Below are 17,320 nucleotides of genomic sequence, written 5' to 3'. Positions count from 1 at the left end.
GCCTGTTTTTTAATAGGATCTCCCCTAATTGATTTTCTTCGAATAATTTATCCATTTTGTTTTCTCCCTTATCTTATAATCTTTGTCATATTGGGTGAATTCCATCATTCAATACAAATTCGTTCTTTTCATTTACAATCCCTACGATATGATCACTTTCATATAGCTTGATCAAGAATTGTGCCATTTCCTTTGCTGTATGATACTGTTTCACACCCGTGCTATAGTCAAAACTATCAAGATTATTAGCTTTAGCAATAAATTCTGTTTCCGTGATTGCTGGTGTCAAAACTTTCGCTTTCAGTCGATGTCCTTGCAATTCTTTCGCTAAACCCTCGGTATAAAAGCTAACATAATAATTTGTTGCCGAATAAATGGTATTACCTAATGCAAGTATATAACCCATAGCTGATGAAACATTGATTAATTGTGTATTTTCTTTATCGGCATATTCTTGTGCAAAAAGAGTAGACAAAATAGTTACTGCATCAATGTTTACTCGTAACATAGATTCTATTTTCAGGAGGTCTTCATTAATGATTAAACCCGAATCTCCTAAGCCTGCATTATTAATCCATGTTTCAATATTATAGGATTTCAAGTCTTCATATAATTCATAGACCTGTCCTCGATCAGATAAATCGCTACTTTTGAGAACAATGTTAAGTGTATTATCTTCAAAAAGAATCTTTTCCTACAGTTCCTCTAATTTATCCATTCGTCTGGCTACTAATATCAAATTCTTTCCTTTTGCGGAAAATGCCAGAGCTGCTTCATAGCCAATTCCTGAACTAGCTCCTGTAATCACTGTAAATTCTATGTTTTGTGACTCCTTTAGAATATATTTTTTAGTGTTTGGTCAATAATTATATTTAATTTTTGAGAATCATTCGTTGTTTTTGCCAATACTCGAATACCAACTAATTCATTATGAAGATAGTATGCTAACGCTTGTATATTCGTATTTGGCGTCAATTGATTTTTCTCTTGCGCTTTCTCCAATATCTCAGAAATAATTTGAACTTCACGATCAAAATAATCTTGAACTTCTTTAGCTATACTAGGATCAATGTATGCTAGTTCGGTTGCAGAATTTACAATTAAGCATCCTGCCCTATTTTTCTCCGTCGAAAGAACGATTGAAAAAAGACCCTTTAAACGGTCATATCCTGATATTCTTACAGATAACGTTTTTTCTATTTTACGAGAAATCATTTCTTCATAGCGCTTTAGGGATAGAACAAATAGATTGTGCTTATCGCCAAAAGTATCATAAATGCTACGTCGATGAATCCCCATTGCATCGACTAAATCCTGTATCGAAGTAGCTCCATATCCATTTTCCCAAAAGACATCCATCGCTCGATCTAAAACTTCTTGAGTATCAAACTCCTTTGGTCTCCCCATATTATCAACTCCTTTGTTTGTAATTTTCATTTGGTCCATTATTTAGAACGAGCCTTCTAAAAAATATCTAAAAAAGAAATCCTCTTTTCGAAATTATTAGAACGATCATTCTCGAAATAGCATAATTATTAAATTTTACAAAGTATTTTGTTTAAAACGCTAAATAAGCTTAATTTACTAACCCTTGTAAAGTAAAAAGATTATTTTGCTTCTCATGTAACCTAATAAACTCTTTACACTAACATTATTCCCATACAATCCATTTGCTATTTTCCACCAATAGAGACATAATTCTGATAGTATAGTATCTTAAGTAATCAACCTACAAACAAATAATACGTTGCGAGAAAAATATCAGGCTTGTCATATAAAGTTTTAACAGTAGCTTTTAAAACCATAAAGAAAATAGTAAAGAACGGAACTAAACTGAATCATACATAAGCAAAAATACTTTTTAATTTCTTTCTATTTAAGCGCTTACTACCAATAAGGAGATATAAAAGGTTGAATATGTTATACTACATAAAAGGAAGTGATCGCATGATTTACAAGACTGTAATATGGTTAGTGCCAGAAAATAATAGTTATGTTGGCTTCCATGAAGAAAGAATCTCATTCGTCAATTTAAATACAGAGGAGCTTTCCAATTTATATATCATCACTCGTAGTTATAAGTATCAAGATGTATTGCGTAGAATTTTTGATGAAAATATGAATCATAACGATAATGATGTTAGGTTTTATTTCTACAAAGATGAATATCTTGCTGTTAGAGTTCTTGATTGATTCTTATTTTCAATTCTCAAAAATTAAAAATACAAAAAAGAAAATGTTATTATAAAGACCAATTTTGCTCATTTATGAACAAAATACTAGCTTTCACTTTTTATTAATTTATTTTCAATAAATTTTGATTATTCTAAACAGCCTCTTCTCGAATACGCTTTTCAAAATCTACTATACCTTGGAATTAATTAATAGTAATCTGAGCACTAATGAAAGGAGACTATATTTAATGTACGTTGTAAAAGTATTGCATGGCTATATAACACCTAACGGGTACCGAACACTTTTTAAAAGCAAAGCAAGATTATTTCAATATAAATCTGAAGCAGAAGAATTTGCATCCAAGATAGGCGGAAGAGTAAATAAAGTAGAATAGTTGATTGGAAGTAGAGAAGTCATTTTTTCGCTAAAAAAATTTATATATTTCACTTGATTCACTCCACTTTATGTTAATATTTGCTTATTTTTACTTTTATGATTAACCTAAACTATATTTACTATGTCTTCAGAACCAAAATTTTATGGAATATCAAACCTTCACCAGAATTAAATGACAGAACTGAAGCTATAGTACTTTCTCTTATATTAACTTTTTCAATAAGTTTAGGCTATTCAAGATTGATAGAGTTAATTTGTATCTCACAGTCAAATTCATGCTTTAATTGAAATTTGTCATAATTTCCTTTAAGCAGTGTTCATTAAAGAGATGTATAATTAATACTCTGGTGCAGTATTCTAATTCTTCGTTAGCTTTATCTGATTTATTATTTTATTTTAAAATTATACAAAGAGGTGACTTTATGTTAAAAACAAAAATTGATATTGTTTCACTAATGAAAAATGTATCCATACAAGCGGCTGATTCTTTCGATAGTACCTCAGTTATTGCAGAGTTCGAAACACCCATTGAAGTACTTGAGTTTTCAGAGAAAAAATTCAATTCCACATCCGAAGAATTCCTACAAACCTTCCATAAAATTTTCCAGGATGCCTATGTTACAGAACTCATTAAACAATTAAAAGATCAAAATGTTAGTTTCAAATATCTCTCTTAAAAATCAATTGAAGTAATACCTATAAAAATGTCTAAAAGAATGACCAGCTTGATATTCACAAGTAATTTTTTAATTATTTGTAATGGATTTTTAAACAATTAAGTTTTCTTAATTGTTTGGCAATTAATCTCTTCTAAGGTTAAGTTGAGTAAGGGGCTGGTTTCAAAAGCTGATTTTTCTCCTTGGATAAATTATTTCTGGCGAGGAAAGCATCAAATTATTCCTCGCTAGTCAAATATTTATATAAAATTATTTGATATTGCTTCTGATAAGATAAGTCTTTTTCAGAAATTCCAAATATTCTTTGCTAAGTAATAAATTGAAAACAGGTGCGTAATTTATTACTATATTTACTTTTACATTTTTTGTATTTTCGAAATAATTGGTTTCTTGTCAATACACACCAACGCTCTTTTAATCGCTCTTCCCTTAATAAATCCTCCCCATCCTGATTGTTCGTCCATGTTTCTTCCGGTAGCTTCCCGATAAAATGAATTTTTTCATGAAGAATCATATTGATTAACTGATTTTCTGACTCAAGAAGTAATCCCCAATGAATGCTTTATCTAATTCTAACAAAATTTGAATTTATGCATTTAACGCAATATGGTTCCTCCATTTTCAAAAAAATTATCTCGTCATTATAAAAACGTTTAAACTCTCGATATAATTCTTCATAGTACAAGTTAGTTTTTTGATATTTTTAAGAATTATCGTCATGAACAACTCTTAGATCTTTATTTTTGTCGCGAATTGATTCCATGCTCTTCATTTTTAGCCACCTCTCAAATATTACTTAAGATGGATTATAGAAGATGATAAGTCACATTTAAACAAGTTATGGAAAAAAGGCGCTAAAAGAAAAGTGATTTTCTCTTAGAGCCTCTCAGGATTGAGCTGTTTTGACGAATGGTAAAGAATCCGATTGTATCTCTTTCATTTCATTTTTTTACACAAACATCTGATATTTAATACAAACACTTAAAAACATCCTTGTAGTTTTTTATAAAATATAGTAGCTTAATTTTTTGTACACATTTGAAGGAGAATTTAATTAAGCAAAGGTTATCCAATCATTGAAAATAAAAAATTAATCTGGAAAAGAATTTACATTGCTTTATCATAGAATTGTTTTTTAAACCACTTAGCATTTCCTGTTAACTAATAGCCAAAACCTCATTGTTATTTACTTTTATTGATTGATGGTTTGTTCTATTCATTGTATCTTGATAGAGTTGTTGTAATTTATACGTTAATATTTCTTCGATCATTTGATAGTCACGGTAAAACAAAGGGGGGTCAACTACACATATAGTTTCAACCGTATTTTTAAGTGATGGCATTGTGGTAATAACTAGGTAGTTATCTCTATCCTTTGGAATAGTTTCAGACATTTGCAAGTTAAAATATTTATCAAACTGCCCTCTTAATCTTCTTTTCAGATCTTCCTGAACTAGAAAAGGTAAATCTGAATCAATGACTACATTGATTTGTGGTTCATAATCAGTCAAACGACCAAAATAAGAAAAGAGAGCCAAGTATTTTTTAACTAAGAAAGCTTCTTGCGCCAAAATTGTCTCGTTTTCTTCATGTTTCATCTCGCGAATAAACTTTAGAATCTTATTGTTTAAATGTTGTAGTGCATCTGTATTCTCAAACGTTCCATATCCATCTGCATCAAGAGGGACATTCGGAAAAATTTTAGATTGAAGGTGAGTACAGAAACAGTACGTGTAAACTAATTCAAGACTCTCTGGTGGTATTGAGAAAAATTCTTGTTCAAATTTATCTATCATTTGATTGGTTAATCTATAAATATCGGTATCATTTTTTTTATGATATTTTAGCACTCTTTTTTTTATTTTATCAGATTTATACATTCGGTGCTTAGTTTCCATTATCATAAGAATAAACAAAATTTCATTACTGTCAAAAATTTGATAGTGACGCATACCTTTAATGAGTATTTCTTCTTTACTGCTCAAAGATTTAATATTAACGTATTTTTCCCATTCAGGATAATGATCAATATACAATTTCTTACGATTGCGAATCAAACAAATCGCCATGAAATAAGATATTTGTTTTCTTTGAATATTGGAGAAAGTTAAATCTAATTCTTGTTCGATTGTATCAATTGATTGGTACAATCGCTGTTCATCGATATAGTGAAATGGCCAACAATCATTTTTGTAGATTGACCAGAGAATGTTATAAATAAAGATCCTGATAGTTTTTTCTTCACCAACCAACGTTAATTTTTTAGAATCGACCTTAAGATCAAAAGAAGTCAGTAATGGCTCTATTTCTATTAATGCATTTTTTATTGCGTATATACTAATAAAATGCTTCTGAGAATATTTCTTGATTGGTTCGGTTTTTAATAAGCATAGATCCAAAAGCAGTCTCATATTTTGATCATTGCAAAAAATATACAATTTAAATTGTTCTATTGAAGAGTCACTAAAGTCAAATTTAATACCTTTGAACTTTTCATAATGCATTATCAAACTTTTTTGTTTTTCATCATTATATTCATTAACTAACTCTTCTAAATAGTGAATGTAGCGTTGGGCACTTCGGTTGCTAATATCCAATTCAGAACTTATTTTTTTTACCTCGAGCCAACTATTTTCAATTTGAAATAATTCAATTAATTGATAACTGATTTTATTTCTTTTTTCCAGTAATTGAAATAATTCTCTTCTCATACCCAACACTCCATTCAACATTCAAATTGCTTTCTTTATTGTTTAATTTTATTTATATCTTAAAATCCTTTGGGAAATTTTTTTCAAAAAATCAGTAATTATTATTATTGAGTGTATATTTACTAATTTTCAGATTCAATTGGGAACTTAACGGTATACGTATGCTCTATCATATCATTATCCTCATTTCTTGCATGAAAAGTAATCTCAATTGCTGTGATATCAGGAAGATTTTCTTCGTCTTTCACTTTAAAGTGGATATAGCCGTCTTTGTGGTCATTTGATTTAGTAAATTCATCATTCCATGTATTTGTGAAAAAATCAGCTTCAACTTTTGAGCCATCAGCAAGTACAATTTCAGCATGATTTGGTGACACAAAACGATAAGTATTATCTTTAAGATACATTTTATATTTTAATGAGAGGAGAGTTTTATATGTGTCATCCTCCGTATCTTCATAGTGATCAACTGTGACTAGCTTCATATGATCAATATTAAGATTAATCGCATCCCAATCATCATTTTCATAGTTAGTATTATAAGACAATATGTCTTTTATTTTTGGATTAATATTTGTCGACACGATTTGTTTAAAATAGCCATCATCTTTAAGATACCCTTCACCTACAACTGCTTCATCACCAGAATCGTCTGTGTATAAAACCTCTGTTCCTGATACATCAGCAATTTTACTTGTTTCTTCTACTTTCCCACATGCGCCTAATAAGGAAAACATTCCGATGGTCACGGTTGCAATTCCTATTCCTTTACTGTATTTCATTATTTTTTCCTCCAATAATATTTTTATTTTACCTTCTTTAATCAGTGTGTAAAGCCATGAGTGTGGGGACCTTCATTAGCATGCATAGAAACATTTGCTTTGGTCAGTTCAGAAATAGAGGCATTAAAGTCATTGATAAGTTCCTCGGCCATGTTCATTCCAAAATCTCCTCGGCAAACAAAACGTTGAATAACAACTTCATCTAAGTCTTTAGGCAATGGATAAGCTGGAACTTGCCAACCTTTCATTTGCAAGCGATCAGCTAAGTCATACAAAGTCCAAGCCACTTGTTGATCGTCTTTCAATTTGTAGCAAACGAGTGGGATATTCTCGCCATTGTTATAGATATCGAATAAACCTGTCTCTTCTATTGCTTTAGCTACTTTCATTGCTACTTTTTGGGTACGCTTGTGAATATCTCGGTAACCATCAAAGCCATAACGATAAAAATTATAGTATTGACCTAAAATTTGACTCGCTCCACGAGAAAAATTAATCGCCATAGTTGGCATATGCCCACCCAAATAGCTTACATTAAAGATCAATTCTTCCGGTAAATATACTCGATCTCGCCAAACAATCCATCCGACACCTGGATAAACCAGACCATATTTGTGACCAGAAGTATTGATTGACACTACATTTTTTAGTCGGAAATCCCATTCCAAATCTGGAAATACGAAGGGGGCGAACATCGCTCCACTTGCACCATCCACATGAATTCCTAGTGAGCGACCATTTTCTTGGTTATAATCTTCAACCAACTGGTCTAAAGCTTTGATATCATCAAATTTTCCTGTATAAGTGATTCCCAAAATACCAACAATTCCAATGGTATAGTCATCAACATAATTCATAACTTTGTCGATATTAATACTCATATGTTCCTTATCCATCGGTACAGTACGCATTTCAATATCCCAGTAAACACAGAACTTTTCCCAGCATACTTGAAATCCTGATGAAATCACAAGGTTTGGTTTTTTCTTTTGTACATCTAATCCGCGAGCAATGGCTTCATTACGCCATTTAAATTTCATCGCCATGCCACCGAGCATACATGCTTCACTTGACCCAACAGTTGATGTACCAATCATCTTTTCTTGATCGGGAACATGCCATAAATCTGCAATAATATTTACACAGGCTTTCTCTATTTGTGCGGTACTTGGATATTCAGATTTATCAATAGCATTCTTTTCAAATGTTTCTGTCATTAGTTTCGTTGCTTCGGGTTCCATATATGTTTGACAAAACGTAGCCATATTTTGGCGAGCATTTCCTTCATCGATCAATTGATCTTTAATTAATCGATAGGCTAATTCTGGTTGTACTGGCTTTTTTCTCAATTTTTTTAAAATAACATCTTCACTTGATTGTTTGGTGCCGAACAGTGGTGTGTTGTTAGTCATTAATTTTCCCTCCAAATATTGGTTAGACAGATTTAATTATAAGGTTACGATCAACTGGGAATTTTTGTACAGTTGACTCTTCAAGTAATTTTTCGGTAATCATTGCTTTTGTAACACTATTACTATCATAGTCTTTATAATAGATTGATTTTGTCTCGTTGCACATAATACTAATAAACTGAGAATAATCTTGCTCACCAGTTTCTTTTAGTACAATTCCTTTAGGTATGCTGACAGTAGACAAGATATTCAATGCGTTCATAACGCCTTCTTCTTCATTCTCCGCTTGATCGATATATTCTTTGAAAAATGCAGCTCTGACAAAGCGTTCAGGAGGAGTATATCCACCGGGCAAGCTTGAGGTCCCTGTTCCTTGAGAAAACGGGGTTGCTTCAAAAGAGTCAAATGTCACTGATGGAAGTTGTTTTGGCTGCGCACCTAAATAATTTCTGAGATTTTGAATATGCCATTCTAAATGCGGTGTATTTGTCATAACACGAACAGGATTTTCTTTAAAGTATAATTCTTTTTCAGTTGGTTCAATCACGATTACTCGGCCATTTTTATCTGAAATAATCCAATGCAACGGTGTAACGAATCCTAATTCAGGAACAGGACGGCTAACTAAATTTATTAACGGTAATTGTTCTTCTAAAGCATCCAAAGATTGAATATTTCCTAATACCCAAAGAATAAACTCGTGGGGACAAATATTAATTTTGTCAGTTTCTGCTTCTTTTTGGTAAACTGCTTCGCCAGGAAGATAAAGTTCTGCAATTGAAATTCCAGCTTCGTTGACGCCATCACTAACGAAATAGTTACATGAAATTTGTTCTCCTGTTCCTAAAAAGCCTAGTTGATTGCTCCAGACCTTTTGATCACTCGCTGATGTCCATAAATAATCACGAGGAATATAAAGTGGTGTAACATTTAAGGGATATGAGAAATCCATTGTCCTTGCCAAAAGATGTTTCCGGTCTTTTGTTCTTGTAAAAATACTTGTACACATATTCTATTTCTCCTTTTATGATTTTTTGTTTTGTTATTACAATTATTATTTTAAGAGGAAATCATTGGTATGATTGTTTAGATGTTGTCGTTTATTGCGCCAATTTTAATACTTTTATACTCAGAATTTCTCTACTAACGGCTTAAGTATGTACATTGGTTATTTCCCCTACTTGATTTCAAAATAAGAGCCCATGACTATATCCGTCATGGGCGTTCAAGACCTTATTAACTGGAAGAAACTACTTCACACTGTGCAAATCATCTTTATTGATGATCCCACCTATGATTTTGGCCATTCCAAAAAGCAGGAAGTAATTGCCTATCAATGTCGGTACTGCAATAATCAATGTATCACCACCAATAAGAAGCAATAAACCTATTAGACAGCCAATCAAATCGACAATCAGTGAAAAGTAGTAATACGGCATTGCAATCAGTTTAGCCAAGTCCAACATGAAGAAGGACAATACTGAATCGCAGATAAACCAAAATCCAAAAAGTATTGATAATGAACTAACATCTAGCGTTGTATTCACTACCAAGATCAATCCAATGATACAATCCACAAAGCCTATCACAAGTGCTGAATATTGTTTGCGTTTAGTTCTTTGTGCAATTTTTTGATGATTCATCAGTTCAAAACATCCTTTGATTAATGAAAATACGCCGACTAATTGAATAGAAGCAATAACGCTTTCCTTTGAATACCTCATGGCTAATACCGCCATAATCAAGTAAATGATTCCAGTCAACAATTGTAGGAAGCGATAAGATTTTATAAAACTTTTTTTATTATTCATGATGTATCTCCTTCTCATATACTTTATCTTTTTTCTTTGTTATTTTAATTTGTTCTGCTAAACGTTCTTTGTCATCTGTCTCTAAGGCTAACATTTTTTGATTATCATTTAATAAGGAAACATCTCGTAAATGTTTTTTTTGCAATATAGCCATAGACACACGTAAAAAGATAAGAAATAAAACTATCAATGAAACTAATATTGTAAAACATTTAATAAGCAATTGGTGGCTTATTCCGCTGGCAATTGCATTTCTAAAAGCGTATAAAGAATAAGTCATTGGTAAAAATGGATGAATGATCTGGAAAAATTTTCCTTGCGTTTCGATTGGAAAAGTCCCTGCTGCGCCGCCAAGTTGCAAGACCAACAAAATCATTGCTACAAATCGACCAGGATTATCAAATGTAACTGCTAAAAACATCACAATCGCCATATAAGCCCAAGCAGTAATGAGCGCTGTAACGTATAAAGCTGGAATACTATATGCTGGTAGCCCTAAGAGCAGCATAATTGTTACTTGGATAATAGCCATCATGGATGAAACTACAAATCCCAAACTTGCTTTACTTAACCACCACGCTCCACTACTTTGACCATCCATAGAAGATTTTCTGACTGGATACACAAAATTGAATAGCATACATCCTACAAACAATGCCAATGACATAATGTAAGGTGCTAAAGCTTCGCCATAGTTGTCTACTTTAGTGTAAAGATCATTATCTAGGGATACTGGATCTACAAACTGGTTGATAGTTTTATGAGTAATTTTCACACTGTCCGCCTTGTCGACCCCTTCGTCTAATCCACTTGCTAATTCTGCTGCACCAGCTTGAAGTTTTTTAATACCAGAAACTAATTCTGGTGACTTGCTGTTCAATTCGTTCAATCCAGCATCTAATTGTTCGCTACCGTTATACAACTGTTCGACACCACTACTCAAGCTTGGGATTTTACTATTAAGTTCACCCAATCCATCAGTTAACTGTGAACTACCAGAAGAAAGTTGTTGTACTGCTGACTCCATTAATGGAATATCCTCAGCAGCTGTATTCAGCATCTGGCTCAGCTGATTTAACTGGGCAATAATTTGTTGTGCACCTTCAGCCTTAGGAACAATCCCCATAGCTTCATCTAACTGCTGACTTCCAATTTTTATAGCTGATAAAGTATCTTGAACATTTGCTGTATTTTTTGACATACTACTAGCCACTTGACTCATTTCACTTGCTTGTAGTGCCAATTGTGCTGTAATTGTTGACAAAGCATCCAAGTTTCCATTAATTTCATTTATATGAGCGGTGATAGATTGATTTAAGTTAGTTAAATTTTGATCCACAATACCGCTAATGTTACTAATTAAACTATTTTTCGCTTCTTCCGATAATTCCTGATTAGTTTGAATCAAATCTTTAATCTGGCTGGTGATTTTTTGGTTAGCCGTTCCTAGATCTCCAGCAATGACCTGTAATTTAGATGAAATCGCAGAATTTTGTTGTTCTATTTCATTGGCATCAATAGAAGCTTGATTTAAAGCCGTTGTATTTGTAATTAACTCTGCTAATTGATTTTGTGCGCGTTCAATCTGTTCATTCAGCTTGATTCTCGTTTCTTCACTCAAATGATTTTCAAAATTTTCTAGAGCATCAGCCATATCTTGTGCAGCTGTTGATAAATTTGAGAGTCCACTATCTAATAGATTGATACGGTTTTGATTAGCTTGAATCCCTGCTTCGACTTTGTTTAAAGCTGAACTAAGTTCTTGTGATCCGTTCGCTAATTTGTCGACACCGCTGGCCAAAGGTCCAACCGCTGATTCCAACTGTTCAGTACCCGAAGCTAATTTACTGGCACCTATATCTGCTTGTGAAACACCATTCGTGTACTGATCTATCCCTGTTTCAAGTTGCCCTGTACCTGAAGATAGCTCATTTGCTCCAGAAGCAGCTTCACTAATAGCCCCAATCATTTTGCTTGCTATCTGATCGACAGCACTAGCATATGCTTCTACTACTTGATTTCGAATTTTGATCTCCAATGCATTGGCAACAACCTCTGAGATTTCTTGTCCGATATAATTGTATGAACCATTCGTTGTGTAGATAAGTTCCATTTTCTTTGGTTCGTTATCCATAATGCTAACTGCTGATTGCGAAAAATCTTTTGGTATTGTCACAATAGTATAGTACTTCATATCTTTCATGCCTTCTGCAGCTTCTTTTGAATCTACTATATGCCAATCGACATCTTTGTTTTTTTTAATATTATCAATAACCTGCTCACCAACATTGACTTTTTGTCCCAACATTTCAACAGATTCGTCTTCGTTGACTAAAGCAATAGGAAAATCTTTAATTCCTCCATACGGATCCCACAACGATTTATCAAAAACCGAGGTATATATAATGGGAATAAACGTTATTGCAATAACTGATATTAATAAGATTTTATTATTTAATAAATTTTTGAATTCTTTTAATGCCATCTTCATTATGCGCTACCCCTTGATATTTGTTCTTCCTTGTGACGTTTGCTATAACACTGATAAAAAATAAATGGACAAGCAAGTGTCACTACAAATCCAACTATTAAACTAACAAGATATAAACTACTTTTACCCTTTGGTACCGTTGAAGGAACAATGAATGCTGTGCAAACTGCAGCAATCGAAATCAATAGGCCGCAACCCGCTACGATTCCCTTAGTCCACTGACCACCAGGAATTTGGAATTCTCGGTTAAGCGATTTATGTTTAAATAAAAGTACGAAATAAGCTACGAAGAACAAAATATAGGCGCTTAAGTAAATCAATACTGTTAAAGAAATAGCTGTCTGAAAACCAACATTTCCACCTGATTCCTTAGATCCAAAAGTAAGTAATGCAGCCCATACTGTTACTATAAGTCCTTGAATCATCAAAATTCTAACTGGTACGTTATTTGCATTTTTTTGAGCCAACTTTTTCGGAAGCAAATGCTTACTTGCTGCAAATTGTAATCCTTCAGTTGGACTCACAATCCAAGAACTAACTTGTGCTAATATGCCGAATGAAGTTAGAAAGCCTATAATTTTAACTAACAATCCGACATGCCCTGGAGACATCAATTGCGTCGCCGTATCTATAACCCCTTGATTAGCAGATATTTTTCCTGTTAAAACCGTTGAAACGACACAGCCACCAATCGTGCTCATCATGATCCCAACGATGACTAAAACCATCAAAAGTTTTGGATAATTCTTTTTGCCATCTTTTAAGTCCGAAAAGTGAGTTGCTGAAGCTTCTACACCCATATACGCTAAGACAAATGAGGTCAACGCTCCAATATTTCCTTTGTTAGGTAAGAAGGACGAATGTGTAAAGTGAGACGAAACAGCATGTCCTTGTTTAAAGTATGCAACAGTATATCCAAACAATACGAGTACCGGGAGAATGATTCCGACTGAGAACCCTAATTTCGCCATTTTAGCAGTTGTTTCGGTCCCCCGTAATTGCAAGAATGTCAAAATCCAAAAAATACCGACAACTGAGACAAATTTAAACACTGGATCATTATTCATTGCGGGTATTTCCAAAACGTACGATAACGTACCCACAATAAAATAAATCATTGTAACAAAACCAACTGTGACTTGGAACCATTGAAAGAAAAGCGCTGCAAACCCGTATTTCTCTCCAAGTGGTTTTCCAACCCAACTATAAATGCCTCCTTCTTGATAACCCTCAATTGTGGCAAGCTCTGCTGAGCACAAGGACACTGGTAAAAACCAGAAGAATCCACAGAGTAATAAATAAAAAACCAATGCTTTACCCACAACTGCAAACGTAGGATACTCATATACAGTAACAAATAATGAAGCTGTCATTGCAAAAAACGAAAAATTTGACATACTGTTTTTTTTCATGTATTTAAATTCCTTTCATCCATTTCTATTTTTATTTTATTTCTTTTTTAGTTTACTAATGAACAGGAAGTAATGTTATGCGATTATTGTCGAAATAAAAGACAAACCATACAAAAACTCCATTACTTGAACAATAAAAAGAATTGTAGAAGTGAGAGAACTATTCGAACAATACTTTAAAAACAAAAAGATCAGCACAAAACTGATCTCTTTTTGACAAGAATATTCTATTTAATCAGTATCAAAATTAATCTAAATGATTTTGTGCAGTTTTTATATCTTCTTGAACTTCCTCATAGTCAAAGCGTTCAATTGAACCGTTGTACTTTTCGACAATCATTGTATTTAATAATGTCTCGTCCGTTTCATCAATATATATCAATAATCCAACTTGATTTTCTTTCAATTCACCAGCGATTTTATCAAAAACTGTGATTGTTTTTTTATTTTTCAAATAATTAGTACTCATACCTGCAATATCTCCAACAATCCAACCACAGAGAACACCTAGAGGCCCCGCAAGTATACCTACCAACATGCCGATTAAACTCCCTTTGACCACACGATTACCACTTACGTAGTCAACACTATCTTTGATTGTAATATCTGTACCTACTTTATTTTTTTCAATTACTGCGGCTTGTTTGATATATAAGGTATTACTGTTATTAATATTTTTCATTTGTGAGAAGGCTTCATAAGTAGTTGCTGAATCCGAAAATGTTACTAATGCTATTTTTTTCATATTATTTTCCTCTTTCCTTGTAACTGTATTCAACTGTCTGTATTCTTTAACTGCTTTACATGTCTGATGGCAATGGTTTAATGTTTTTGGCACTTAAAATTTTTTACAGCCATCTATAGAAATTTTATTGTAGATATTTAAGGAATAGATTTCTCCTAGATCCATTGTTCTTTAGTTAAAGAATATTTTTTCATGTTAGTACATGTAACTCTCTATAATCATTAATTTCTTAGTTAAGTAAGCAGAAAACTTTTTTGTTCTAATTTAGAAATGGCTTCTTCAATTGTTGTTGCTCTTACTTGAACCATTTCATTTGACGCTAGGTACACTATAAATTGATTTTTATCTATATTGAATGTTACACGATATTCTAGATCATTTGTTTTAAATTTCATTTAGTTTACTTCCTTTTTTACATCTGCTTGACTCCTTTCAAGCAGTGCATGATTTTTTTCCTATTAAGCAAACATTCTCTTGAATGTTTTTAAGTACATCTTGATATTATTAAAACGAGGTATCTCAAATACTTGAGACATCCGTACATACGAAAAATCGAATGCTCCGTTTTCACTTGAGTGGATAACACATTGTTAGTAAAGATAGTTCGTTAAGTTTGCTCTACAAATCATCTATTAAATGCAAATCTTTTTAATGTTTTAGAACTACTTGATTGCATTCAGTTTGGTTGAATTGTTAAATATGCAGATGCATAAATCATATGAACTGATACAATATTTTAAATACTTACTATGACCTCTACTCCGTTTTTCTAATATCAATTAATCTTAGTTATATTTTTCCTATATATTCAATTGATTTCTAGGTTACTTTTTTTCATTCACTTTAATTTAAGTTTGTTTGAAAAAATTACCCAATCCTAAGTTAGTATACGATGTACCCGCAGATAACAATTTCATTTGGTTTAATATTAGTGAAATAAAGTTAATCTTGACTAACAACCGAAACTGTCGAATCTATTTAACTGATTGATGAATTATCTTTGATGAGATAATTGAATTTAACGCATTCAATATCCTTGTTTACGGATCCGTAAACAAATACGCGATAATTAAGCATTCGTCAATCACAAGCAATATTTTCTTTGTTATTTACTATTTGATAATATTGCTTGATAATCATATGTCATTGAAAGATTAAGTGCTTCATCGTTTGATACTTGATTTTCCAATGAAAAAAATGAATATCTGGTCCTTTCCATTTTTTCTTGATTAAAGTAAATAGTTGCTTCCTTACTGACGCATAAACTCTGACTATTTTGCTTTTTTTATGGTTCTCACTCCTTTATTTTCGCCTACATTTAGTATTATGTTTGTCATAAGATTGGGACTCATTTTGCAAGATTCCTGTTTTTTTTCCTGCATAAAAAATTCCTAATGCGACAACACCTAAACCAATACTCGTTTTTACTAGATTATTCATCAAATGTTTCATCTACCTTTCAATATAAATATCTTACGCATACATCAAAGTCAGATATTGTTTCATCCTAAAATTTATGCGATTAATTTCATGTAGAATGTGCTTGAAAAATTAAAATATCTTTTTCTCAACAACCGTTTTGCTGAAAAAATATTTATAGTATCTTGCTCGATGGTATCTATTTTCACTTTTTTTGATCGAGCTCATTGATTCAGTGAAGGATATTTTCGACCAATTTGCTAACTTGCTCTATGCCTGTTGAAATAGAGCGCTTTCTTCATCTACATTAGTTCATTAATATAATCTTCGAAATCAACCATTTCTTTTTCATCATATGTTTCATAAAGATTGGCTTCATGTAAGATATGCTTGATCTCATGTAATGCTCTTTTCTCAATGAACCATCTCTTTAAAGCATGCTTCTTTTTATCTTGTTCTAAGGTATTCAATTTTGCTAATTCGTAATCTAATTTTTTCATTGTTTTTATAATATTCTCTACTACATTCTTGTCCCTTTTTTCGTAATTTTTCATATATATATCACCCTTTTAATTGACGTAACTAATTGATTGTACTAATTCATTTACTTCGTATGTTTTATAGTGATCTGCTTCATTAAGAATGTGACGAATTTCATGTAGTGCTTCTTTTTCAGCGAAAGATTTTTTCAACGTATGTTTTTGTTGACCTTTAGATAAGTAATCAATTTTGTCAAAGTTATTATCTAATTTGATGATAGTTTTTTGAATTTTTTTTATAACGTACTTTTCTTTTTCTGTGTAATTTGTCATCCATTGCTCTCCCTTTTCACTTTAATGACTGATTCATATATTTTTCAAATTCTCTTTTTTGATGTCTTTTCGTCGGTTGGCAAAGCATAACGATCAAGACGATCCACCCAATCACCGGTAGCAAACCAATTAATAACCATGCAGCGGATCGATTGATATCATGTAGACGTCTAACTGTCAACGTGAATTGTGCAATAAACAATAGAATACCTATACTGATCACAAATATGTTAGTGCTATCAAATGTAATATAAGAAAATCCTGTTAATGTAATCCCTGTACTGTAGAACAATAAGTTGTATAGTACGCTATAAACGATTGTTGGGATCCAATATTGTTTTCTAGTTGCAGTATAATTCCACTTCAACATGTCCTTCCAAAATTCTAATAAAGGGGTCATTTTTCATCTTCTTTCTTTTTGCTATATTTCCTATTACTAAAACTTTTTTCTGCTTTGTTCAAAAATTATACTTGGTT

General features: G+C 32.2%; 16 protein-coding genes and 1 pseudogene. 3 read left to right on the top strand and 14 right to left on the bottom strand.

All coding sequences use genetic code 11. The features are described from left to right. Positions 1-85 precede the first annotated feature (85 nt). Both IGJ42_RS03855 and IGJ42_RS03850 read right to left on the bottom strand, forming a co-directional pair. Positions 86-820 (bottom strand): annotated as a pseudogene (locus IGJ42_RS03855) (SDR family NAD(P)-dependent oxidoreductase). A gap of 14 nt (positions 821-834) precedes the next feature. After that, complete coding sequence (locus IGJ42_RS03850; protein ID WP_254907904.1) at positions 835-1,446, bottom strand: TetR/AcrR family transcriptional regulator; 612 nt, start codon at positions 1,444-1,446, stop codon at positions 835-837. Positions 1,447-1,947: 501 nt separating this feature from the next. Here IGJ42_RS03850 and IGJ42_RS03845 point away from each other — a divergent pair. From IGJ42_RS03845 to IGJ42_RS03835, 3 genes are all read left to right on the top strand, one after another. Further along, on the top strand, positions 1,948-2,193 hold the full coding sequence (locus IGJ42_RS03845; RefSeq protein ID WP_042890047.1) for a hypothetical protein: 246 nt from the start codon (positions 1,948-1,950) through the stop codon (positions 2,191-2,193). Between the two features lie 229 nt (positions 2,194-2,422). Beyond that, positions 2,423-2,569, top strand: coding sequence for a hypothetical protein (locus tag IGJ42_RS03840; protein ID WP_086339269.1), 147 nt, complete (start codon positions 2,423-2,425; stop codon positions 2,567-2,569). Between the two features lie 424 nt (positions 2,570-2,993). Next, complete coding sequence (locus tag IGJ42_RS03835) at positions 2,994-3,248, top strand: toxin-antitoxin system, toxin component (protein ID WP_086339268.1); 255 nt, start codon at positions 2,994-2,996, stop codon at positions 3,246-3,248. Positions 3,249-4,405: 1,157 nt separating this feature from the next. Here IGJ42_RS03835 and IGJ42_RS03830 read toward each other — a convergent pair. The 12 genes from IGJ42_RS03830 to IGJ42_RS03775 form a co-directional block, all read right to left on the bottom strand. Further along, complete coding sequence (locus tag IGJ42_RS03830) at positions 4,406-5,959, bottom strand: helix-turn-helix domain-containing protein (RefSeq protein ID WP_429961091.1); 1,554 nt, start codon at positions 5,957-5,959, stop codon at positions 4,406-4,408. A gap of 122 nt (positions 5,960-6,081) precedes the next feature. Next, entirely contained in the window at positions 6,082-6,741 is a 660-nt protein-coding gene (locus IGJ42_RS03825; RefSeq protein ID WP_429961090.1) for a hypothetical protein, read from the bottom strand. A 41-nt stretch (positions 6,742-6,782) separates the two neighbouring features. Then, on the bottom strand, positions 6,783-8,153 hold the full coding sequence (locus IGJ42_RS03820; protein ID WP_429961089.1) for a glutamate decarboxylase: 1,371 nt from the start codon (positions 8,151-8,153) through the stop codon (positions 6,783-6,785). A gap of 22 nt (positions 8,154-8,175) precedes the next feature. Next, complete coding sequence (locus tag IGJ42_RS03815) at positions 8,176-9,162, bottom strand: choloylglycine hydrolase family protein (RefSeq protein ID WP_429961088.1); 987 nt, start codon at positions 9,160-9,162, stop codon at positions 8,176-8,178. A gap of 241 nt (positions 9,163-9,403) precedes the next feature. Continuing rightward, positions 9,404-9,964: a DUF308 domain-containing protein gene (locus tag IGJ42_RS03810; RefSeq protein ID WP_429961087.1), complete on the bottom strand. Its 561-nt coding sequence runs from the start codon at positions 9,962-9,964 to the stop codon at positions 9,404-9,406. Continuing rightward, positions 9,957-12,455, bottom strand: coding sequence for a YhgE/Pip family protein (locus IGJ42_RS03805; RefSeq protein ID WP_429961086.1), 2,499 nt, complete (start codon positions 12,453-12,455; stop codon positions 9,957-9,959). The genes IGJ42_RS03810 and IGJ42_RS03805 overlap by 8 nt, the downstream gene beginning before the upstream one ends. After that, positions 12,455-13,867, bottom strand: coding sequence for an amino acid permease (locus tag IGJ42_RS03800; RefSeq protein WP_429961085.1), 1,413 nt, complete (start codon positions 13,865-13,867; stop codon positions 12,455-12,457). Before IGJ42_RS03800 ends, IGJ42_RS03805 begins: the two co-directional genes overlap by 1 nt. 247 nt (positions 13,868-14,114) lie before the next feature. Next, positions 14,115-14,612 (bottom strand): hypothetical protein, encoded by a 498-nt coding sequence (locus IGJ42_RS03795; protein WP_429961084.1) that lies wholly within the window; start codon positions 14,610-14,612, stop codon positions 14,115-14,117. A gap of 233 nt (positions 14,613-14,845) precedes the next feature. Beyond that, positions 14,846-15,007 carry a hypothetical protein gene (locus tag IGJ42_RS03790; protein WP_176324028.1) on the bottom strand — a complete coding sequence of 54 codons (162 nt, stop codon included), beginning with the start codon at positions 15,005-15,007 and terminating at the stop codon, positions 14,846-14,848. A gap of 1,326 nt (positions 15,008-16,333) precedes the next feature. Next, positions 16,334-16,585 carry a hypothetical protein gene (locus IGJ42_RS03785; protein WP_429961083.1) on the bottom strand — a complete coding sequence of 84 codons (252 nt, stop codon included), beginning with the start codon at positions 16,583-16,585 and terminating at the stop codon, positions 16,334-16,336. 15 nt (positions 16,586-16,600) lie between these two features. Continuing rightward, positions 16,601-16,843, bottom strand: a complete 243-nt coding sequence (locus IGJ42_RS03780) for a hypothetical protein (protein ID WP_429961082.1) — start codon at positions 16,841-16,843, stop codon at positions 16,601-16,603. Positions 16,844-16,859: 16 nt separating this feature from the next. Beyond that, positions 16,860-17,213, bottom strand: coding sequence for a DUF805 domain-containing protein (locus IGJ42_RS03775; RefSeq protein ID WP_429961625.1), 354 nt, complete (start codon positions 17,211-17,213; stop codon positions 16,860-16,862). Between the last annotated feature and the right edge of the window lie 107 nt (positions 17,214-17,320).

Source organism: Enterococcus sp. DIV1067f, assembly GCF_050543505.1.
Taxonomy (GTDB): Bacteria; Bacillota; Bacilli; order Lactobacillales; family Enterococcaceae; genus Enterococcus_D; species Enterococcus_D entomosocium.
Note: the sequence above shows the minus strand (reverse complement) of the source record. Positions and strands in the feature narration are given on the sequence as shown.